Origin of the sequence: Blautia sp. HCP3S3_G3 (genome assembly GCF_052063365.1) — a bacterium.
Lineage (GTDB): Bacteria > Bacillota > Clostridia > Lachnospirales > Lachnospiraceae > Blautia_A.
In genome coordinates this window covers 41,663-62,692 of record NZ_JBQHXR010000008.1, presented here as the reverse complement: position 1 = coordinate 62,692, position 21,030 = coordinate 41,663, and the positions used below count along the sequence as shown (strand labels likewise).

Annotated in this window: 19 protein-coding genes; all 19 read left to right on the top strand. The window is 44.5% G+C overall.

The window, feature by feature from the left end; translation table 11 throughout:
• The first annotated feature begins 74 nt into the window (after window positions 1-74).
• The 19 genes from alr (at window position 75) to ACTNEW_RS09225 (ending at window position 20,971) form a co-directional block, all read left to right on the top strand.
• Complete coding sequence (alr, locus tag ACTNEW_RS09315) at window positions 75-1,241, top strand: alanine racemase (RefSeq protein ID WP_441060213.1); 1,167 nt, start codon at window positions 75-77, stop codon at window positions 1,239-1,241.
• A gap of 103 nt (window positions 1,242-1,344) precedes the next feature.
• Entirely contained in the window at window positions 1,345-1,692 is a 348-nt protein-coding gene (locus tag ACTNEW_RS09310; RefSeq protein ID WP_441060211.1) for a type II toxin-antitoxin system PemK/MazF family toxin, read from the top strand.
• Between the two features lie 272 nt (window positions 1,693-1,964).
• Window positions 1,965-3,320: a hemolysin family protein gene (locus ACTNEW_RS09305; protein ID WP_441060209.1), complete on the top strand. Its 1,356-nt coding sequence runs from the start codon at window positions 1,965-1,967 to the stop codon at window positions 3,318-3,320.
• Entirely contained in the window at window positions 3,290-4,018 is a 729-nt protein-coding gene (locus ACTNEW_RS09300) for a YebC/PmpR family DNA-binding transcriptional regulator (protein WP_441060207.1), read from the top strand. The genes ACTNEW_RS09305 and ACTNEW_RS09300 overlap by 31 nt, the downstream gene beginning before the upstream one ends.
• Window positions 4,019-4,077: 59 nt before the next feature.
• Window positions 4,078-4,848: a ClpP family protease gene (locus ACTNEW_RS09295; protein WP_441060205.1), complete on the top strand. Its 771-nt coding sequence runs from the start codon at window positions 4,078-4,080 to the stop codon at window positions 4,846-4,848.
• A 99-nt stretch (window positions 4,849-4,947) separates the two neighbouring features.
• Window positions 4,948-5,460 (top strand): NADH-quinone oxidoreductase subunit NuoE, encoded by a 513-nt coding sequence (gene nuoE / locus ACTNEW_RS09290; protein WP_441060203.1) that lies wholly within the window; start codon window positions 4,948-4,950, stop codon window positions 5,458-5,460.
• A gap of 12 nt (window positions 5,461-5,472) precedes the next feature.
• A complete protein-coding gene (locus ACTNEW_RS09285) occupies window positions 5,473-7,227 on the top strand; it encodes an NADH-ubiquinone oxidoreductase-F iron-sulfur binding region domain-containing protein (protein ID WP_441060201.1) in 1,755 nt (584 codons plus the stop codon).
• Window positions 7,228-7,242: 15 nt separating this feature from the next.
• Complete coding sequence (locus tag ACTNEW_RS09280) at window positions 7,243-10,746, top strand: FAD-dependent oxidoreductase (RefSeq protein WP_441060199.1); 3,504 nt, start codon at window positions 7,243-7,245, stop codon at window positions 10,744-10,746.
• Window positions 10,747-11,053: 307 nt separating this feature from the next.
• Window positions 11,054-11,935, top strand: coding sequence for an undecaprenyl-diphosphate phosphatase (locus ACTNEW_RS09275; RefSeq protein WP_441060197.1), 882 nt, complete (start codon window positions 11,054-11,056; stop codon window positions 11,933-11,935).
• Between the two features lie 40 nt (window positions 11,936-11,975).
• On the top strand, window positions 11,976-14,765 hold the full coding sequence (locus tag ACTNEW_RS09270; RefSeq protein WP_441060195.1) for a DNA translocase FtsK 4TM domain-containing protein: 2,790 nt from the start codon (window positions 11,976-11,978) through the stop codon (window positions 14,763-14,765).
• 41 nt (window positions 14,766-14,806) lie between these two features.
• Window positions 14,807-15,286, top strand: coding sequence for a 23S rRNA (pseudouridine(1915)-N(3))-methyltransferase RlmH (gene rlmH / locus ACTNEW_RS09265; RefSeq protein ID WP_441060321.1), 480 nt, complete (start codon window positions 14,807-14,809; stop codon window positions 15,284-15,286).
• 103 nt (window positions 15,287-15,389) lie between these two features.
• Window positions 15,390-15,716, top strand: coding sequence for a cupin domain-containing protein (locus ACTNEW_RS09260; protein ID WP_441060193.1), 327 nt, complete (start codon window positions 15,390-15,392; stop codon window positions 15,714-15,716).
• A gap of 14 nt (window positions 15,717-15,730) precedes the next feature.
• Window positions 15,731-16,669 carry a tRNA dihydrouridine synthase gene (locus ACTNEW_RS09255; protein ID WP_441060191.1) on the top strand — a complete coding sequence of 313 codons (939 nt, stop codon included), beginning with the start codon at window positions 15,731-15,733 and terminating at the stop codon, window positions 16,667-16,669.
• Complete coding sequence (locus tag ACTNEW_RS09250; RefSeq protein ID WP_441060189.1) at window positions 16,666-17,169, top strand: pyridoxamine 5'-phosphate oxidase family protein; 504 nt, start codon at window positions 16,666-16,668, stop codon at window positions 17,167-17,169. Before ACTNEW_RS09255 ends, ACTNEW_RS09250 begins: the two co-directional genes overlap by 4 nt.
• A 125-nt stretch (window positions 17,170-17,294) precedes the next feature.
• On the top strand, window positions 17,295-17,843 hold the full coding sequence (locus tag ACTNEW_RS09245; protein ID WP_441060187.1) for a DUF2284 domain-containing protein: 549 nt from the start codon (window positions 17,295-17,297) through the stop codon (window positions 17,841-17,843).
• Window positions 17,844-17,949: 106 nt separating this feature from the next.
• Complete coding sequence (locus ACTNEW_RS09240; protein WP_441060185.1) at window positions 17,950-18,225, top strand: YabP/YqfC family sporulation protein; 276 nt, start codon at window positions 17,950-17,952, stop codon at window positions 18,223-18,225.
• An 11-nt stretch (window positions 18,226-18,236) separates the two neighbouring features.
• On the top strand, window positions 18,237-19,445 hold the full coding sequence (locus tag ACTNEW_RS09235) for a sporulation protein YqfD (RefSeq protein WP_441060183.1): 1,209 nt from the start codon (window positions 18,237-18,239) through the stop codon (window positions 19,443-19,445).
• A gap of 119 nt (window positions 19,446-19,564) precedes the next feature.
• On the top strand, window positions 19,565-20,407 hold the full coding sequence (locus ACTNEW_RS09230) for a fumarate hydratase (protein ID WP_441060181.1): 843 nt from the start codon (window positions 19,565-19,567) through the stop codon (window positions 20,405-20,407).
• Window positions 20,408-20,971, top strand: coding sequence for a Fe-S-containing hydro-lyase (locus ACTNEW_RS09225; RefSeq protein ID WP_441060179.1), 564 nt, complete (start codon window positions 20,408-20,410; stop codon window positions 20,969-20,971). It abuts the gene before it with no gap.
• The last annotated feature ends 59 nt before the right edge of the window (window positions 20,972-21,030 follow it).

The window sequence follows — 21,030 nt, the reverse complement described above, 5'->3', positions numbered from 1 at the left end:
TTCATACAGAAGGAATGGTATCTGCGTGATATATGAAAACAGAAACGATTTCAGTGATACGTTGGAGGATGATTATGAAAAAATACAGCAGACTGAAAGCAGTGGTTTCTCTGGATGCCATTGCACATAATTTTCAGGAAATGAAAAACAACCTTGCCAAAGGAACACAGATGATTGCCGTGATCAAGGCAGACGGTTATGGACACGGAGCAGTGGCAATCGCTCATCTGGTAGAAAACTATGATTATATCTGGGGATTTGCCACAGCTACCTGTGAGGAGGCTTTGCAGCTTCGTCATGCCGGAATCCGCAAGCCGATCCTGATTCTCGGAATTGTTTTTGAAGAATGCTTTGAAGATCTGGTAAAAGAAGAGATCCGCCCGGCCGTCTGCACTCTGGAAATGGCAGAAGGCTTATCCGCTGAAGCTGTCCGTCAGGGAAAAATCATACATATACATCTGGCGCTGGATACCGGAATGACCAGAATCGGTTTTGCAGACAGACCGGAAAGCATCGATGTGATCAAACAAATTTCCAGTCTTCCAAATCTGCAGATTGAGGGAATGTTCACCCATTTTGCAAGAGCAGATGAATATGACAGAACTCCTGCAATGGTTCAGCTGGAACGTTATCTGAAATTCGCAGATATGCTTGAAAAGAACGGGGTAAAAATTCCGATCCGCCATTGCTCCAACAGTGCCGGAATTATCCGTGTACCGGAAGCCAATCTGAACGTTGTACGTGCGGGCATCACGATTTACGGAATTTATCCTTCCGGTGAGGTGGAACGGGATATTATCTGTCTGGAACCTGCAATGGAACTGAAAAGCCATATTACCTATATCAAAGAGGTAGCTGCAGGAAGTGCTGTCAGTTACGGCGGAACTTATGTAACAGAAAAAACGACAAGAATTGCCACAATTCCTGCCGGATATGCGGATGGTTATCCGAGACAGCTTTCCAATAAAGGATGGGTTCTGATCCATGGAAAACGTGCCGGAATTCTCGGAAGAGTCTGTATGGACCAGTTTATGGTGGATGTGACTGATATTCCGGAGGCAAAAGCCGGAGATGAGGTAACACTGATCGGACGGGATGGAGAGGAAATCATTGCGATGGAAGAATTCGGAGATCTTTCCGGACGTTTTTCCTATGAATTTGCCTGTGAGATCAGCAAGCGCGTACCGAGAGTCTATGTAAAAGACGGGAAGGAATGCGGAGAACTGACTTTTTTTGATTAAATCCTGATACACTGCACATGACACATGTATACCGAAGAAAAACCTGGAAATACTAATTCTAGAATACGGCAGCAGCCGGAATGAGAATCGGAGTGTGAATTGTGTGGTAATTAGAAGAGGCGATATTTTTTATGCAGATTTAAGACCGGTAGTAGGAAGTGAACAGGGCGGTATCCGTCCGGTTCTGATCATACAGAATGATGTGGGCAATAAGCACAGTCCGACAGTGATCTGTGCAGCAATTACATCAAAAATGAACAAGGCAAAACTGCCGACACATATCGAAATCGATGCTTCCGCCTATGGAATCGAAAAAGACTCCGTAATCCTGCTGGAACAGCTTCGTACCATTGACAAACGGCGACTGAAAGACAAGGTCTGCCACCTGGATCAGAGCATTCTGGACAAAGTGAATCATGCACTGGAGATCAGTCTGGAATTATCTTTTTAGCCTGTGTTGTTCTGGATTATAGTGTTTTTCCTTTCCGTGAAGTTTCTGCTTTTGTTTTGGGTTTTGTTTTCAGGTAGTATTTTGGGGGGTGTTTTTCAGGCAGTTTGTTTTGTTTTTTCAGGCAGTTCTTGACGAACGCCTGCGAAAGTGCTATATTTTATCAGTAACTATGCAGATTTTCTGCAGAAAAAGTGCGGAATCCCGCAATCAGGAAATACAGCCGGAGTAATTTCCGGAACTGAATGACAATTGGAGGATGAATTTAAGAACATATGGAAGATGGCAGTAGTTTGCCCTTATGGGGCGTATTGATACTGTTAACGCTGCTGGGGCTGAACGGAATATTTTACGGTTTTTCCGCAGCAGTGAAGAATCTCAGTGAGAGTGAAATACAGAAGCAGGCACTGGACGGAAATAAAAAAGCAATTTTACTGAAAAAACTGATGGAGCATCCTGTTCAGTATGTAAATGCGATTCCATTGATCGTGACAGCATCCGGAATATCCATCGGAGCTTTTCTGGTTCCGTGGATCACAAGATTTTCCCGCCATTACATAGATCATGCATCGGTTTTTGCCCTGGTATTGTTTGTGTGCGTGCTTTTGCTTGCATCTTTTGGAATTCTCACATTCCGAAGAGTAGGGACATACTGTCCGGAAAAATTTGCATTTCGTTATGTAGGAATGGTAAACGCCATTGTTTCTATTCTCTATCCGCTGACACTGTTTATTACGTGGATCGCAAAGCTTACTGCTGTTCCCTTTGGTGTGGAACTGAATCAGAAAGAAGACGCCGTTACGGAAGAAGAAATCATTTCCATTGTGGACGAAGCTCACGAACAGGGCGTCATAGAAGAAAGTGAAGCGGAAATGATCCAGAACATCATTTACTTTAATGAGACGGAAGCCAGGGAGGTTATGACACACCGGACAAATGTGGTCGCCTTCAGTCAGGATATTCTTCTGAAAGAAATGGTGGAACAGATGATGGAAGAGGGCATTTCCCGATATCCGGTATATGGAGAAGACCTGAATGATATCCTGGGCATTGTCCATTATAAAGATGCCATGAAATTTATGACCAAGAATTCCTGGGCAAAATTCAAACCACTGAAAGAACTTCCCGGTCTGATCCGCCAGGCAGCATTTATTCCGGAGACAAGAGGAATCGGAGATTTGCTCCAGTCCATGCAGAGCAAAAAAATTCATATGGCAATCGTAGTTGATGAATATGGCCAGACAGAAGGAATTGTTTCCATGGAAGATATTGTGGAAGAAATTGTCGGCGAGATTATGGACGAATACGATGATGAAGAGATTACGATCCGTACCCAGATCGACAACAGCGTGATCATAGACGGGCTGGCGTATCTGGAGGATGTGGAAGAGGAGCTTGAGGTGGATTTCGGCGATGTGGAATTTGAAACACTGAACGGATATCTGACTTCTGTTCTGGGACATATTCCCACAGAAAAAGATCTGGACAGAGAAATTGTTGCAAACGGTTACCGCTTTAAGATCCTGTCACTTGGCAATAAAACCATAGACAGGGTGCGGGCCGAAAAAATAAATGATAAAGAACCAAAAGGAGAAGAAAAATGTCAGGACATTCAAAATTCGCAAACATAAAGCATAAGAAAGAGAAAAACGATGCCAAAAAAGGTAAGATTTTTACTGTCATTGGACGTGAAATCGTAATGGCTGTCAAAGCCGGCGGCCCGGATCCGAACAATAACAGCAAACTTCGTGATGTTATTGCCAAAGCGAAAGCAAACAATATGCCGAACGATACCATCGAACGAGGCATCAAAAAGGCTGCTGGTGCTGATTCTGCAGATTCTTATGAGAGAGCTACTTACGAAGGATACGGCCCGAACGGTGTTGCGATCATCGTAGAGACTCTGACAGACAACAAAAACCGTACTGCAAGTAATGTAAGAAATGCCTTTACAAAAGGTTATGGAAGCATTGGTACACAGGGATGCGTTTCTTTCATGTTTGATCAGAAAGGTCAGATCATCATTGACAAAGAAGAATGTGAGATGGATGCAGACGAGCTGATGATGGTTGCTCTTGATGCCGGTGCGGAAGATTTCAGCGAAGAAGAGGACAGTTTTGAGGTTATTACTGATCCGGAAGACTTCAGTGCCGTAAGAGAAGCACTGGAAGCAGCCGGTGTTCCGATGCTGGAAGCACAGGTCGCAATGGTTCCGCAGACTTACGTGGAACTGACCGACGAAAAAGATATTAAAAACATCCAGAAAACACTGGATCTTCTTGATGAAGATGATGATGTCACAGATGTGTGGCACAACTGGGATGAATAAACAGAGTCTGATTTTGTAAATACTACCTCCAGGATATGATATCTTGGAGGTGTTTTTTTATGTATAATGACAATGAAAAAGAAGAAAAAAAACAGCAGCTGGACCGGGAAAACGTGCAGAATGATCAGATCCGGGAAATGGGACAGGTGGTTCTTGACGGAAATCCCAGAAAACACCGGGTTGAGCTTCTTACGATCATAGGGGAAGTAGAAGGTCATGAATCCGCCCCATCCCAGAGTAAAACAACAAAATATGAACATGTTCTTCCGAAACTTGCGATGATAGAAGATGATGAATCTGTTGACGGCCTTCTGATCCTGCTGAATACCGTGGGCGGCGATGTGGAGGCAGGCCTTGCTATTGCGGAAATGATTGCCTCCTTAAGTATTCCAACCGTCTCCCTTGTTCTTGGCGGCGGACATTCCATCGGCGTTCCCATGGCTGTTTCTGCAGATTATTCCTTCGTCGTTCCCAGCGCCACGATGGTGATTCATCCGGTACGCTCCAGCGGTATGTTTATCGGCGTGGCACAGACATACCGGAATATGGAAAAAATACAGGACCGTATTACCGCCTTTATCTCTTCTCATTCCAAAACAAGCCAGAAACGTCTGGAAGAGCTGATGCTGGACACGACACAGCTTGTCAAAGATGTCGGAACCATGCTGGAAGGAAGCGAAGCAGTGAGGGAAGGACTCATTGATGAAGTAGGAGGAATTCGCGAGGCTCTGACGAAATTGTACGAAATGATTGAGGATTATCACCAGATGAAAGACCTGAAAAAAACGTTTTCAGATAAAACTGCTGAAATTCCTGCCAGAAATTTGTAAAAATATATACTTTTTTATTTGATTGTCTCCACTTTTGTGCTATAATAAGCAAGAATGAATATTTATGTTTATTATTATCTATACAGGAGGGACAATCATATGAGCAATACTTGCGAATGTCAGAACGGCGGAAACGCGGATTTCGCTGAATTGGCTCCGGTGCTTGAGAAATATGCAAAAGTACCTGGCAGCCTGATTACCATTCTTCAGCAGACACAGGACATTTACGGTTATCTTTCTCTGGATGCGATCAACTACATCTCTGAGAGAACCGGAATTATGCCTGCAAAGATCTATGGTGTTGCTACGTTCTATGCGCAGTTCCGCTTACAGCCGATCGGCAAATACCTTATCATGCTCTGCAAAGGTACAGCCTGTCACGTAAACGGTTCCGACATGATTGAAGAAGCAGTTTGTGAACATCTTGGAATCAAAGACGGAGAGACAACAGAGGACGGATTATTTACTCTGAACAACGTTGCCTGTCTTGGCTGCTGCTCTCTGGCACCGGTTATGATGGTGAAGACAGCAGACGGCGAGGAGACCTTCGGTAACCTGACCAAATCTTCCGTTAAGAAAATTCTTGATGATTACAAAGCGCAGAATGCATAGGAGGTAGAAAATATGAAAGTTGTTGTAGGACAGGGCAGCTGTGGTATTGCTACCGGCGCTAAGAAAACCTCTAATGAATTCGAAAGAATCGTAGCGGAAAAGAATCTGACAAACGTTGTGATCGACAAGACAGGATGTATCGGTACCTGTTATCTTGAGCCGATCGTTGACGTTTATAATGAAGAAGGCGCCCTGGAAGCCAGATATGTCAAATGTACACCAGACAAGGTTGCTGAAATCGTTGAGGAACACCTCATCGGCGGCAAACCTGTTGAAAAATACGTGATTCCGCAGGAGGATGAGGCTTTCTTATCCCAGCAGCAGAGAATCGTTCTTCGTAACTGCGGTAAGATCAACCCGGAAAAAATCGAAGAATACATCGCTGTAGGCGGATATGAAGCAGCAAAAAAAGTAATCACATCCATGACTCCGGATCAGGTTATTGACGAAATCAAGATCTCCGGCCTTCGCGGCCGCGGTGGTGCCGGTTTCCCGACCTGGTTCAAATGGAATGCGATCAAATCCAATCAGGGTGCTCAGAAATATATGGTATGTAACGCAGACGAGGGTGACCCGGGTGCATTCATGGACCGTTCCGTACTGGAAGGTGACCCGCACTCTCTGCTGGAAGGTATGATCATCGGCGGTTTTGCAGCAGGTGCTACCGAAGGTATCATTTACTGCCGTGCTGAGTATCCTCTCGCAATCGCACGTCTTGAAATCGCTATGGCACAGGCAAGAGAAAAAGGCTATCTTGGCAAGAATCTGTTTGGAACAGGTTTCAACTTTGATATCCGTATCAAAGCCGGTGCAGGCGCATTCGTATGTGGTGAGGAGACCGCTCTGATCGCTTCTCTGGAAGGCGAACGAGGAATGCCTCGTCTGAAACCGCCATTCCCGGCAGCAAAAGGTTACTGGAAACTCCCGACCAACATCAATAACGTAGAAACTTATGCCAACGTTGCATGGATCATCTCCAACGGCGGACAGGCATTTGCAGACAGAGGTGCTGAGAAATCCAAAGGTTCCAAGGTATTTGCTCTTGCAGGCAAGATCAAGAAGGGCGGTCTTGTGGAAGTACCAATGGGTATGACTCTTCGCGAAGTTATCTACAATATCGGCGGAGGTATCAAAAATGACAAAGCATTCAAAGCTGTTCAGATGGGTGGACCATCCGGCGGATGTATTCCGGCACAGCTCATTGATACCCCGGTTACATATGAAGACATCAATAAAACGGGTGCGATCGTTGGATCCGGCGGTATGATCGTTATGGACGAAGATACCTGTATGGTAGATATGGCTCGTTTCTTCCTTGACTTTACCAAGAAAGAATCCTGCGGTAAATGTAATTACTGCCGTATCGGTACCAAGAGAATGCTTGAGATTCTTGAGAGAATCACCAAAGGTGAAGGTAAAGACGGTGATATCGAACTGCTTGAAGAACTTGCAGGCAAGATCAAAGACGGTGCGATGTGCGGTCTTGGACAGACAGCTCCGAACCCGGTACTTACCACCATCCGTTACTTCAGAAATGAATATGAAGATCATATTTACAACCATAAATGTACAGCAAGATCCTGTAAGGCTCTGATTCACTACGAAATCACAGACGACTGCAAGGGCTGCGGCAAATGTAAGAGAAACTGTCCGGTCAATGCGATCGAAGGTGATAAGAAACAGGTTCACAAGATTGATCCGAATGTATGTATCAAGTGCGGCAAGTGCGAAGAGAACTGTGCATTCGGTGCAGTGAAGAGAGTTTAATAGGAGGTGTAGACTGTGAACAAATTCAGATTAAATATCGACGGCAAAGAAGTCTACGGTCTTCCGGGACAGACGATTCTTGAAGTCTGCAGAGAAAATGATATTTTCATCCCGACTCTTTGCTATGATGAAAGAACAGAAATTTACGGTGCATGCGGTCTCTGTATGGTAGAGTGGGAAGGCAGCCCGAAGCTTTGGAAAGCCTGTGCAACAGAAATTGCACCGAACATGGTAATCCGTACCAACACTCCGCGTGTTATTGAATCCAGAAAAACAAACCTGGAACTTCTTCTTTCCAACCACAAGGGAGACTGCCGTCCGCCATGTATGCTTGCATGTCCTGCAGGTACAGACTGCCAGGGTTATGTAGGTCTGATCGCCAACGGACAGTACGAAGAAGCAATTGAACTGATCAGAAACAACATTCCGCTTCCGGGCGCTATCGGACGTGTATGTCCTCATCCGTGTGAAACAGCATGCCGCCGCGGTCTTGTTGATGAACCGATCGCTATTGCAAACCTGAAGAGATTTGCTGCAGATACCGATGAATTCGGTGAAGATCCGTTTGTACCGGAATGCGAACCGGATACAGGTAAGAACGTTGCCGTAATCGGTGGCGGACCTTACGGTATTTCCATGGCATATTTCCTTCGCCAGCTGGGACATGATGTAACCATTTATGAAGCAATGCCGAAACTCGGCGGTATGCTCCGTTATGGTATTCCGGAATATCGTCTTCCGAAAGAAGTTCTTGACGAAGAGATCGCTGTTCTTGAGAAAATGGGCGTTACCATGATCACCAATACCAAGATTGGCGAAGATATTGCCTTTGAAACAATCAAGAGAGATTTTGATGCTGTCTGCATCGGTATCGGTGCGTGGGTATCCACCGGCGTTCGCTGCAAAGGCGAAGACGCAGAAGGCGTGATCGGCGGTATTGATTTCCTTCGCAAAGTTGTACGCAACGAGCCAATCGACCTTGGTAAAAATGTTGCCATTGTCGGCGGTGGTAATACTGCAATGGATGCCTGCCGTACAGCTGTACGTCTTGGTGCTGATAAAGTATACAATATCTACAGAAGAACCAAAGATGAAATGCCTGCAGATATGCTGGAAATCGAAGAAGCAGAAGAAGAAGGCGTTATCTTCCTGAACCTGACCAATCCTCTGGAAATCATTTCCGATGAAAACGGTCACTGCCGTCAGATGGTACTTCAGGTAATGGAACTTGGTGAGCCGGATGCTTCCGGACGTCGTGCACCGGTTCCGGTAGAAGGCAAGACAGAAACGATCGATGTAGATACAGTTATTCTTGCAATCGGACAGAGAGTAAACGCAGCCGGAATTGACGGTGTAGAACTTACCCGCAAGGGCGGTATCGTTTATGACAAAGATACTTTCATGACTGCAATCCCTGGTGTATTTGCCGGCGGTGACTGCGGTAATGATAAGATTTCCATCGCTGTAGAATCTATCGGTGACGCTAAGAAGAGCTGCGACATCGTTGATGCATACCTTCGCGGCGAAGAAATCAAATATGAGCCGAACTACTATGTAACCAAGAAGGACGTAACTCCGGCTACTTTCGAAGACCGTGAGAGAATGTGCCGTCCGACTATGGAACAGCTCAATGCAGAAGAAAGAAAAGATAACTTTACAGAAGTTGTATTCGGATATGATGAAGCTCAGGCGGTAGAAGAAGCTCATCGCTGTCTGGAGTGCGGATGTAAAGATTACTTCGAATGTAAGCTGATTTCCTATGCAAATATGTATGATGTTCATCCGGATCGTTTTGCCGGTGATATCAATGAAGTAGAATACAAAGATGAGCATCCGTTCATCCTGAGAGACCCGAATAAGTGTATCCTCTGCGGACTCTGTGTTCGTGCCTGTGATGAAGTCATGGGTGTAGGCGCACTCGGTCTTGTAAAACGTGGTTTTGATACTGTTGTAAAACCGGCACTTGAACAGCCGCTGTCAGAAACAGGATGTATTTCCTGCGGTCAGTGTGTAAGTGTCTGCCCGACAGGTGCTCTTCAGGAAAATCTTTCCCTTGAGAAATCTGTTCCGCTTGCAACAGAAGTAACTGACACCACATGCGCACACTGCTCCGTTGGCTGCTCCATTCATCTGGAAACCTACGGTGATATGCTTGTGAAATCTGTTCCGGACAAAGAAGGTGCTGTTAATAAAGGACTTCTCTGCGGCCGCGGTAAATTCGGATTTGACTGTGCAGTTCTGGGAGACAAGCTCCTTGATCCTATGGCAAGAAAGAATGGGGAACTGACAGAAGTGGATTACCATGAAGCATTTGTTCTGGTAACCAAAAAAGCAGAAGCACTTGCTGCAAAATACGGCAAAGATGCTGTAGCAGTATCCATCTCTGACAGATACACCAACGAAGAAGCATATGTAATCAAGAAATTTGCCGATGCAATCGGTGCCAAGACTCTTTGCTTCAATAACAGAGAGAGCGGACTTGAAAAAGTTCTCGGCGTAAATGCATCCCCGAACACTATTGACGAACTTCTTTCTGCAGAAGTAATCCTCTGTGCAGGATTCATTGCAAAAGAAAATCAGGTAATCCGTCTGAAACTGAAACAGGCAGCTAAGAATGGTGCAAAAGTGATTCTTGTAAATCCGGAAGGATATGAACAGGATCATATGAGCTTTGCATATAAGACCATTTCCACCGACAATTCTCTTGCATTCTTCAAGGGTGTTGCAAAAGCTCTTGTTGATATGGGCAAAGGTGCAGGTGTGGAAGGCTTTGATGCATTCAAAGCTTCCGTAGAAGGTGCAGAAGTATGTGATGAGATCAAGGCAGTTGCAGAGCTTTATGCAAATGCAAAGAAAGCAATGATCGTATTCCAGCAGAATGTGGTTACAACAGAAGCTGCAGCACTTCTTGCTGATATCGCTGTTGTATCCGGCCACATCGGCAAAGCCCGTGACGGTATCCTTCAGCTCAAGGCTAAGAATAACAGCCAGGGTCTGATCGATCTGGGTGTAACTGCAGGTGCAGAAGCTATGGAAGGCGTGAAAGCACTTCTCGTATTCGGCGAAGATCCGGATCCGGCACTGCTGAAAGATGTTGTATTCCTTGCAGTATGTGATACTCATATGACAGAAACAGCACGCCTTGCAGATGTTGTAATTCCTGGAACAGGTTTCGCATCTACATATGGAACCTTCACAAATACTGAGCGCAGACTGCAGCCGGTTGAACAGGCAATCGAAGAAGATGTCGTATTCAACAACTGGGAAGTTGCTGCTGAGCTTGCTCATGTATATGAAGTAGAAATGCCATACGATGATGTAGAAGATATTTCTGACGAAATGAACGATGTCCTTCCTGTATATCGTTATGCAGAAATGGGTCAGATCTATGGCGGTGTTCTGGAATGCAAAGGTGCTAAACTGGTTGCTGTAGAAGATGCAGCACTGGTAGCTCCGCTGAAATGTACCGATCATCTTACAAACATGATCGATGCAAGACTTCCGAAAGCATCCAAATAATAAATAAATAATAATAATTTTGTCCAAACGGTGTAATAACATTATCCCTGTGCAGGTGCCTGCACAGGGATATTTTTTTATTGAAGCAATATCGAACAAAAGTTCAGTATCCGAGCCAACATCTATTGTAACTTGCTCTGATTTATGTTATAATTTTTAAGAATCTGTCCAAAAAGATATTATATATAGGAAAATACAATTCAGAAAAGCACACTCTTGAGCAATTTTCAAACACGATCTAGAACAACGTTTCTGTGAATGGACAGAATTTCATGAAATCTAACAGTCAGAGAGGAAAAAACAGACTATGACCGCTATGAATGCTATTTTACTGGGAATATTGCAGGGCATTACAGAATTTCTGCCTGTAAGCAGCTTTGGCCATATCAGTACAATAGAAAATGCTATGGGGATTAGCGTAAATACGGGAGTTCTCTTTGAAGTCATGCTGCATGTGGGCACACTTTTTGCGCTTTTTACCGTATTCCGGAAAGATATCCGGAACGTTTTTGCAGAACTTCTCGGAATGCTTGCAGACCTGATCGGTAATGCCAATCTGTATATTTACAATAGAAGAACCGGTGACAATCTGCATTATGCCAGAATTATAACAGGCAGTTATCGCAAATTTGCCGCACTGCTGGTGGTTTCTGCAATTCCTTCCATGGCACTTGGCTATGTCTGCAGACGTCTTGTCGCAAAAAGCGCCGTAAATCCGATGATTTCCGGAATTGGTTTTCTGATCACCGGAATCCTGCTCCTGGTTACGGATATGGGGAAAGCAGGAGGTGCCACAGCAGCGAAAGATGCTTCTTATGATCAGGCAATGTGGCTTGGAATCTGTCAGGGAATTTCTGTATTTCCGGGATTTTCCAGAAGCGGTCTGACGATCTGTATTGCACTGCTTTTTGGATACAGCCGTACGTTTGCTGTAAAATTTTCTTATTTAATGTCCATTCCGGCTGTATTGGGAGCACTGATTCTGGAAATTGGAGAGTTTGCTTCACCAAACATGACCGTGTGGCTTGGAATCGATTTTGTACTTGGCATGCTGGCAGCTGCGGTAACCGGATACTTTGCTGCACGTACAATGCTGCGTCTGGTACATAAAACAAAATTCCGCTATTTTTCCTATTATTGTTTTTTCATTGGAGGACTGGTACTGTTGACTCATTATGGAATGAAATAATAGTTTGACAGAAACTCATAACAGGAGGAGAACATAACGAATGGCAGTTTCAAAAAATCAGAAAGGCAAAAGAAAACCTGCATCCGGCAAGGCAAAATCAGGCAGAACATCATCTGCAAAAGCTTCATCCGGCAAAGCACAGAATCAATCCGTATCCAGCAGTTTTCAGACAGAAATTATTCTTCTGATCATACTGGCAGCAGCAGTGATTCTGATGTTCAGCAATTTTGGTATGGGCGGAATTGTCGGTGATGCGATCAGCACCTTTTCTTTTGGTGCAATGGGGCTGATGGCATACGCGTTTCCTGTCGTAATGTTTGTAGGTGCTGCTTTTCTTCTGTCCAATAAGCATAATAAGCTTGCCTACAAAAAATCTGCCGCAGGAGCAGTGTTTTTTATTGTAATGTGCGGCGTTATGCAGCTAATCACAGAAGGCTATATCAGGAGCAGAACATTATTGGATTATTATTCCATCAGCTCTGATTATCATACCGGCGGCGGTGTGATTGGTGGTGCTATCTGCATTTCCACCACATCTGCGTTCGGGGTATGGGGCCGCTATGTGATTATGATTCTGGTCCTTCTCGTATGTCTGATTCTGATCACACAGCATTCTTTCTTTGAATTTTTAGAACAGATATGGATGTTTTTTTATACCATGATCAGAGGAGGACATGCACGATATAAAGAAGGACAGCCTGAGCGTGAACTGAAGAAAGAACTCCGCGCAAAAGAACGCCAGCGCCAGAAGGAAGAACGTCAGACAGAACGGCTCAGAGAACTGGAGGAAGCTCTTGCAGAGGAAGATTCAGATGAAGAGGCTCTTCCTGCAAAAGCAAAAAGATCCGGAAAATCGGGAACCAGAAGAGGCTCCGGACAGGAAAAAGCTTCTGACATGTCTTCCGGAAGCAGAAGAGGCAGATCTGCCAAAAGAACAGCTTCTGCACAGACTCAGGGAGAAAGCCGCGGATTTCTGGAAGGAACAGAACTAAAACCTTCCGGTGTACGTGTCCATAAGACATCTGTGGATATTCCGATGGAAGAAGAAAACCGGGAACCGGATAATCTTGCCGTAGATACCAGAGAATCCGGACAGGGACAGATTGAATTCCGCATACATCGTTCTCAGCCGCAGGCGGAGGAAGAGGAAGAAACACTGGAAGATCTGTTCGATACACCTGAGGTTCAGGAAAACATTCCGGACAGAAAAGAAAATATATCCCGACAGGACGAGCAGCCAGAGCCACCTTTTTCGGAGGAGAAGCCGAAGAAATCTACCAAAAATCCGAAATCATCTCCGGCAGAAATTGAAAATGGAATCAAAAATATCACCCATGAGATCAGCAATCAGGAGCTCCCTGCTAAAAAGGTATATCATTTTCCACCGCTGAAGCTTCTCAAAAAAGGAAACGGGAAGTCTCAGGGGGACTCTGATGAACATCTCCGCAAAACTGCCCAGAAGCTGCAGGATACCCTCCATAACTTTGGGGTAAATGTCACCGTTACCAATGTCAGCTGCGGTCCAACGGTTACCCGTTATGAGCTTCAGCCGGAAATGGGCGTGAAGGTCAGCAGAATTGTAGGACTGGCAGATGATATCAAATTGAATCTGGCCACTCCGGATATTCGAATCGAAGCTCCGATTCCCGGCAAGGCTGCTGTTGGCATTGAGGTTCCGAATAAAGAAAACAGTGCGGTCATGCTGCGGGATCTTCTGCAGTCCAGGGAATTCCAGGAAGCAAAATCAAAGCTTTCTTTTGCTGTGGGAAAGGATATCGGGGGCAAACCGGTTGTGACAGACATTGCAAAGATGCCGCATCTTCTGATTGCCGGCGCTACAGGTTCGGGAAAATCTGTCTGCATCAATACACTGATCATCAGTATTCTATATAAAGCTACACCGGACGAGGTAAAACTGATCATGATCGATCCGAAGGTGGTGGAACTCAGTGTTTATAATGGAATCCCGCATCTTCTCATTCCGGTTGTCACAGATCCCAAAAAAGCGGCAGGCGCTTTGAACTGGGCAGTATCAGAAATGACTGTCCGATACAATACCTTTGCGGAATTTGGTGTTCGTAATCTTGGCGAATACAACAAAAAGGTAGAAAATATGCGTGTTCCGGAAGGACAGGAACGCCCCAAAACACTGCCGCAGATTGTTGTGATCGTTGACGAGCTTGCAGACCTTATGATGGTAGCTCCCGGTGAAGTGGAGGATGCGATCTGCCGCCTTGCGCAGCTTGCACGTGCAGCCGGCATTCATCTGGTCATTGCCACACAGCGTCCGTCTGTAAATGTCATTACCGGTCTTATTAAGGCAAATATGCCGTCACGAATTGCGTTTACGGTTTCTTCCGGTGTGGATTCCAGAACCATTCTCGACATGAACGGAGCGGAAAAACTGCTTGGCAAAGGGGATATGCTGTTTTATCCCCAGGGTTATCAGAAGCCTGCCCGTATGCAGGGTGCTCTGATCACGGATGAGGAAGTAAGCAGCATCGTTGATTTTCTGTCTGACAGAAATCCTGCTGTCGAATATAATACACAGATTGAACAGCAGGTAAATACCGCCATCCTTCCCGGAGGGGCATCCGGAAGCGATGACCGCGATGTTTATTTTGAGGAAGCAGGAAAGTTTATCATTGATAAAGAAAAAGCTTCCATCGGTATGATTCAGCGAATGTTTAAAGTTGGATTTAACCGCGCGGCCCGTATCATGGATCAGCTTTGTGAAGCCGGAGTGGTAGGATCGGAAGAAGGAACCAAGCCAAGAAAAGTTCTCATGACAATGGAAGAATTCCAGAATTATATCGAGGAACACGTATAAAAGCAAGAAACATGTATAAATAGAAAGGATTCATGTTATTTATGGAGATCCGGATTTTATCTGTAGGGAAAATCAAGGAAAAATATCTGAATGACGGAATCGGGGAATATGCCAAACGTCTGAGCCGGTACTGCAAACTGACTTTTTTGCAGGTCCCTGATGAAAAAACACCGGACAAAGCATCGGATGCGCTAAATACTCAGATTAGAGAAACAGAAGGGGAACGTCTCATGAAGCATATCCGTGAACAGGATTATGTGATTGCGCTTGCCATAGAGGGAAAAATGCTGGATTCTGTTGAACTTTCTCAGATGATCGGCCGTCTTGGCGTAGAGGGAAAAAGTTCGGTTGCATTCGTAATCGGCGGTTCCCTTGGTCTGAGCGAAAAAGTCTTACAGCGGGCTGATTATAAACTGAGTTTTTCCCGCATGACATTTCCGCACCAGTTGATGCAGATGATTCTACTGGAACAGATTTATCGCGGATACCGTATTCTGAATCATGAACCATATCACAAATAACAAAAATAATTACTTTCCAGAGTGCATTTAAAAATTGCTTTCCGACAGATGTGCGAGATAATTACAAATACAATCTAATATGATAAAACAGGAGGAAAATTTCATGGAAACACAAAGAGTAGAAAATATGTGCGGCGGAAATGGTCATGTGCTGATCAGACATATTCTCGGAGAAAAAGAATTAAATGGAAAATGCCGGCTTTATGCACAGGTAACATTGGAACCGGGCTGTTCCCTCGGCTATCATGAACATCATGGAGAGAGTGAAACCTATTATATTCTTTCCGGAGAAGGAATTTACAGTGATAACGGAACTCTCCGTATGGTAAAGGCCGGAGAAAAAACATTTACACCGGATGGTCAGGGACATGCTCTTTCCAATACTGGAAATGAAAATCTTGTCTTTATGGCACTTATTATTCTGGACTGATGAGGAAAGATTACATGGCGCCCATGGAGGGCATAACCAATTTTATTTTTCGAAATGCCTACCATGCATATTTTCATCCGATGGATAAATATTTTACACCGTTTATCTCTGCGAAACCGGGTAAACATCTCAGTGTGAAGGAAATCCGGGAAGTTTCTCCGGAAACAAATGCAGGGCTCGTTGTTGTACCTCAGATTCTGACCAACCATGCTGAAGATTTCCTGGAAACAGCCCGTATTTTCAAAGAATATGGACATCATGAAGTGAATCTGAATCTCGGATGCCCATCCGGAACCGTTACGGCCAAGGGCAAAGGTTCCGGATTTTTGAAAGATCCCGAGGAACTGGATCGTTTTCTTGACCGTATATGTGAAGGACTGGAAAGAGAACAGATGAATCTTTCTATAAAAACCAGAATCGGGACAACCGATGAAGAAGACTGGGAAGAACTTATGGAAATTTACAACCACTACCCTCTTACCGAACTGATTGTTCATCCACGAATCCAAAAAGATTACTACAAAGGGGAAATACGGTTACATGCTTTTGAACAGGCTGTAAGTACAGTCCGGGCACCTCTGTGTTATAATGGAGATCTTTTTACCGTTCAGGATTATCAGAATATCGGGGAACAGTTTCCGGAAACAGAACGATTTATGTATGGCAGAGGACTGATCACAAATCCAGGGTTGCTCAATGAGATTCGGGATGGTCAAAAACCGGACAAAAAAATGTTCCGTAATTTTCATGACAAAATATATCATGATTATCAGGAACTTCTTCATGACGAACGGAATGTGCTTTTTCGAATGAAGGAACTGTGGAGTTATTTTTCCGTCAGTTTCCGCAATTCAGCGAAATATATCAAGAAAATCAAAAAAGCAACTCATTACAGCGAATATCAGGCAGCAGTGTCCGGGTTATTTGCAGAACAGGAGGAATTTTTAGCATGAGAGAGATGCGTCTTCATAAGAGAGAGGTAAAAGATACTGAAGACCTCAGACATATTCTGGAATCCTGTAAGGTTGTGCGGGTCGGAGCTGTAGATGAAGAAGGAATGTTTATTGTTCCAGTCAATTTCGGCTATCTGCTGGAAGAAACACAGGAAGGTTCCCAAAATCTGAAACTATACTTTCACGGGGCTGTTTCCGGGCGCAAGGCAGATACTTTTTCCTGCAGTCCCGAAGTCGCATTTGAAATGGACGGAAGTCATGCGCTGATTCGCGGGGATTATGCGTGTTCTTACTCCTATGCCTACGAAAGTATTATGGGCAATGGAAGGATTCGTGTCGTAGAAGATCACGAAGAAAAAATCTACGGATTGTCTCTGATCATGAAACACCTGGATGCGGATTCCGAAATCTTTTTTTCGGAAGATGCGCTCACAAGGACAAAAATCTACTGTATTGAGGCATCTCATTTCACTGGTAAGAGAAGAACAGCCAAAGCTTAAACACCTATTTTATGTCACAGGAATGAGTTCTGCGTTTTCCTGTAATATAAAAAAGTCTTTCGGGCAGATTGTACTGCAGCGGAGAGAGATTCTATTGTCATAGCTGCTGGAGAAAGAGTGGTAACATGGAAGTATCATTAAATTTAGAAAAATTTGAAGAATTTATTTCACAATATCCAATTTTTGAATATCGAATCATAAAAACAAATGAGATCGAAACAGAAGAACGGGTGCGTATCATCTGTGAAAAAGAATGTGTCCGTTACAATTCCACATGGGCGTGTCCGCCCGCTGTCGGAACCCTGGAAGAATGTGAGGAAAGAATTCACAGTTATCCTCACGCAGTGTTTTTTTCCAGTGTTGCAGAGGTTTCGGATGTTCTGAACCTGGAGGAAACCCTTTCAACACGACTTGCTCATGAGGAACTGACAACAGCTGTCAGCGATTATCTCCGTTCGCAGGGATATGAAACTTTTACCCTTTCCACAGAATCCTGTGATATCTGCATAGAATGCGCCTATAAACAGGGGCGTCCCTGCGTTCATCCAGACAGGATGCATCCCTGTCTGGAGAGTCATGGAGTTGTGGTTTCACAAATCGTGGAAGCGCAGCAAATGGAATTTCAGCTGGGCGGCAATACCATTCTGTGGTTTTCAATGGTATTGTTTCGATAACATCGATCATCCGCTCATCCAGATCCAATAGAACATCGCTTCACAAATAATACATAACCGATTTCTCCGCGGCATAGATTAGAAATAAAAGCCGCGGAGATTTTTTATGAAAAAAAATAGCCGATATAAGGAAAAGCTGGTAACTTCGCTGGAAATTCCGGAAGATCTGGCATATCGTGATGCTATCGTAACCATTACCGGGAAACATCTGGCTGTCATTGAAAATTACCGCGGCATTCTTCGTTATACCAGTGACGAAATTATTATCCTGACTTTTCGCGGGAGACTTACCATATGCGGAAAACATCTGGAAATCCCCTATTTTTCCAGTGAAGAAATGCAGATTCGGGGATGTATATCCCGCATTTTTCTGGAGCAGTAGGAGGCGTGCTTATGGAGAAATTTTTAAAATTCCTCTCCGGGTATGTAATACTGGAAGTGCAGGGAGAGCAATGTGAAAGATTTCTGAATCTCTGCAGAGCCAAAAACATCTCCATACGGAAGCTGAAATGCCCCAATCCCGGCTGTCTGATCCTGGAAATGCATATCCGGGATTTCTTTTCTCTGCGCCCTGTCCGCAGCAAAACAGGGGTACATATTCGTGTGATCCGAAAATATGGAATGCCTTTTTTTATTGTTCGCAGCAAAAAGAGGATCGCCTTTTTTGCAGGAATTCTTCTCTGTGCCTTCCTTATTCTGTTCCTTTCCGGCAGAATCTGGAATATTCATATTGAAGGAAATATTCAGAATCCAACACCGGATATTCTGGGATTTCTCAGTGAACAGGGGATTGTTCATGGAATTTCCAAAAGAACCATCAACTGTGCAGATCTTGCGGCTTCTGTGCGACGGCAATATCCGGAAATCACCTGGGTGTCTGCAAGAATTGAAGGAACACGACTGATCCTTACTATTCAGGAAGAAGAAATCCCGCAGGATTCTGTAACCGAAACGGAAACTCCCTGCAGTCTGGCAGCGGATGTGGAAGGAACTATTGTGAAAATCATTACAAAGGCCGGAACTCCTCAGGTCTTACCGGGAGATATCTGTAAGAAAGGAGAGCTTCTGGTTCTGGGGCGTCTGGAAATTCTAAATGACAGTCAGGAAATCATACGCTATGAATATGTGCATGCAGATGCAGATATCTATGTGGAACATGAATTGCCCTATTACAGAGAATTCTCCTTAAGCCATGAAGAAGAGTTTTTATCCGGTGATACAGAACATCATTCTTATATCCGGCTGGGAAATTTCTATCTGGATACAGGCAAAACACAAAAATCCGGCTGGAGAAGAACTGCATGGGAAAAACAGGTAAGACTTACCGAAAATTTTTATCTTCCCATATGGCTTGGAAATGTAACCTTCGAAAAAATCCAGGAAGTAACCTCCGTCTATTCAAAAGAAGAGGCCAAATCCCTGGCAGTAAAACAGCTTCAGCAATACGAAGAAAAATTAATAGAGCAGGGAATGGAGATATCTGCAAACCATGTAAAAATAGAAACGGATTACGACTCATGTACGGCCAGAGGAACGCTCACTGTAATCGAAAAAACAGGAATCCCCGTCGCAGTGGAAAGAAAAGAGGATGAAGAAACTTAAAGAATAAAAATACACCAATCTGACCATGATATCTGTCATGGGAGATAAGAAAGAAGTGGAAGACTGGAAATATCTGTGGTAAAATAGGAAGAGTGCAAAAGAAAGGAGTACAGTTACAGATGCGAGAAATTGAAGTAAGCCGGATTACGGATGTAGTGGAAAAACTCTGTATCGAAGCCAATGAACATCTTCCGGAAGATGTAAAATGTGCGATCAGAAACTGTCGTGCATGTGAAGATGGCGAAATCGCCAAAGGAGTTCTGGACAATATCATTGAAAATTTTGAAATTGCGGATAAAGAATGTGTTCCGATCTGTCAGGATACAGGAATGGCATGTGTATTTCTGGAAATAGGGCAGGATGTACATATGACAGGCGGCAATCTGACAGATGCCATCAACGAAGGTGTACGCCGTGGATATGACAGAGGATATTTAAGAAAATCTGTAGTAAAAGATCCGGTACGCCGCGGCAATACAGGAGACAATACACCGGCGATGATCTATACAGAAATTGTTCCGGGTGAAAATATTAAAATAACCGTAGGACCAAAGGGCTTTGGAAGTGAAAATATGAGTGCGATCCGTATGTTCAAGCCATCCGCCGGCCTTCAGGGAATCAAGGATTTCATTATCGAAACAGTAGAAAATGCCGGACCGAATCCATGTCCTCCGATGGTAGTCGGCGTGGGAATCGGGGGCACCTTTGACAAGGCTGCTCTGCTTGCAAAAAAAGCACTGATGAGACCGATTGATTCTTCCAATCCGGATCCCTTTTATGCAGATCTGGAAGTAGAAATGCTTGATAAAATCAATAAACTTGGTATCGGACCGCAGGGATTTGGCGGAAAGACCACAGCGATCGGTCTGAATATTGAAACTCTGCCTACACACATTGCCGGAATGCCATGTGCAATTAATATTAACTGCCATGTGACCCGTCATAAAACGGAGGTGATTTAAATGGAAAAACATATTACGCTGCCTCTTACAGAAGAACTGGCAAAAACTCTCCATGCAGGAGATACGGTATATCTGACAGGAACCATCTACACCTCCCGTGATGCCGGTCACAAAAGAATGTGCGAAGCACTTGCCCGGGGAGAGAAACTTCCTTTTGACCCGACAGATGCTACGATTTATTATGTTGGACCGACACCGGCAAAACCGGGACAGGTAATCGGATCCGCAGGCCCGACTACCAGTGGCCGTATGGATGCCTATGCACCGACTATGATGTCTGTAGGCGCCCGTGGAATGATCGGAAAAGGAGCACGTCTTCCGGAAGTTGTGGAAGCCATGAAGAAATACAGTGGTGTTTATTTTGGCGCGATCGGCGGAGCTGGTGCACTTCTGGCGAAATGTATCAAAAAAGCAGAACTGATCGCATACGAAGATCTTGGTGCGGAAGCACTCAGAAAACTGTATGTGGAGGAAATGCCGCTGGTTGTCATCATTGACAGTGAGGGCCGCAACCTGTATGAAGAAGGTCGTGCCTCATATCTGAAACAGCATCATGAAAGCTAAAAGTCTTTCCATATCTGTAAATCATGCTAAAATAAACAGGTACGCAGAAAATACTGGTA

Coding starts and splice junctions, on each gene's coding strand:
- alr (WP_441060213.1), top strand. CDS start 75: ATGAAAAAATACAGCAGACTGAAAGCAGTGGTTTCTCTGGATGCCATT.
- ACTNEW_RS09305 (WP_441060209.1), top strand. CDS start 1,965: ATGGAAGATGGCAGTAGTTTGCCCTTATGGGGCGTATTGATACTGTTA.
- ACTNEW_RS09300 (WP_441060207.1), top strand. CDS start 3,290: ATGTCAGGACATTCAAAATTCGCAAACATAAAGCATAAGAAAGAGAAA.
- ACTNEW_RS09295 (WP_441060205.1), top strand. CDS start 4,078: ATGTATAATGACAATGAAAAAGAAGAAAAAAAACAGCAGCTGGACCGG.
- nuoE (WP_441060203.1), top strand. CDS start 4,948: ATGAGCAATACTTGCGAATGTCAGAACGGCGGAAACGCGGATTTCGCT.
- ACTNEW_RS09285 (WP_441060201.1), top strand. CDS start 5,473: ATGAAAGTTGTTGTAGGACAGGGCAGCTGTGGTATTGCTACCGGCGCT.
- ACTNEW_RS09275 (WP_441060197.1), top strand. CDS start 11,054: ATGACCGCTATGAATGCTATTTTACTGGGAATATTGCAGGGCATTACA.
- ACTNEW_RS09270 (WP_441060195.1), top strand. CDS start 11,976: ATGGCAGTTTCAAAAAATCAGAAAGGCAAAAGAAAACCTGCATCCGGC.
- rlmH (WP_441060321.1), top strand. CDS start 14,807: ATGGAGATCCGGATTTTATCTGTAGGGAAAATCAAGGAAAAATATCTG.
- ACTNEW_RS09260 (WP_441060193.1), top strand. CDS start 15,390: ATGGAAACACAAAGAGTAGAAAATATGTGCGGCGGAAATGGTCATGTG.
- ACTNEW_RS09255 (WP_441060191.1), top strand. CDS start 15,731: ATGGCGCCCATGGAGGGCATAACCAATTTTATTTTTCGAAATGCCTAC.
- ACTNEW_RS09250 (WP_441060189.1), top strand. CDS start 16,666: ATGAGAGAGATGCGTCTTCATAAGAGAGAGGTAAAAGATACTGAAGAC.
- ACTNEW_RS09245 (WP_441060187.1), top strand. CDS start 17,295: ATGGAAGTATCATTAAATTTAGAAAAATTTGAAGAATTTATTTCACAA.
- ACTNEW_RS09240 (WP_441060185.1), top strand. CDS start 17,950: ATGAAAAAAAATAGCCGATATAAGGAAAAGCTGGTAACTTCGCTGGAA.
- ACTNEW_RS09235 (WP_441060183.1), top strand. CDS start 18,237: ATGGAGAAATTTTTAAAATTCCTCTCCGGGTATGTAATACTGGAAGTG.
- ACTNEW_RS09230 (WP_441060181.1), top strand. CDS start 19,565: ATGCGAGAAATTGAAGTAAGCCGGATTACGGATGTAGTGGAAAAACTC.
- ACTNEW_RS09225 (WP_441060179.1), top strand. CDS start 20,408: ATGGAAAAACATATTACGCTGCCTCTTACAGAAGAACTGGCAAAAACT.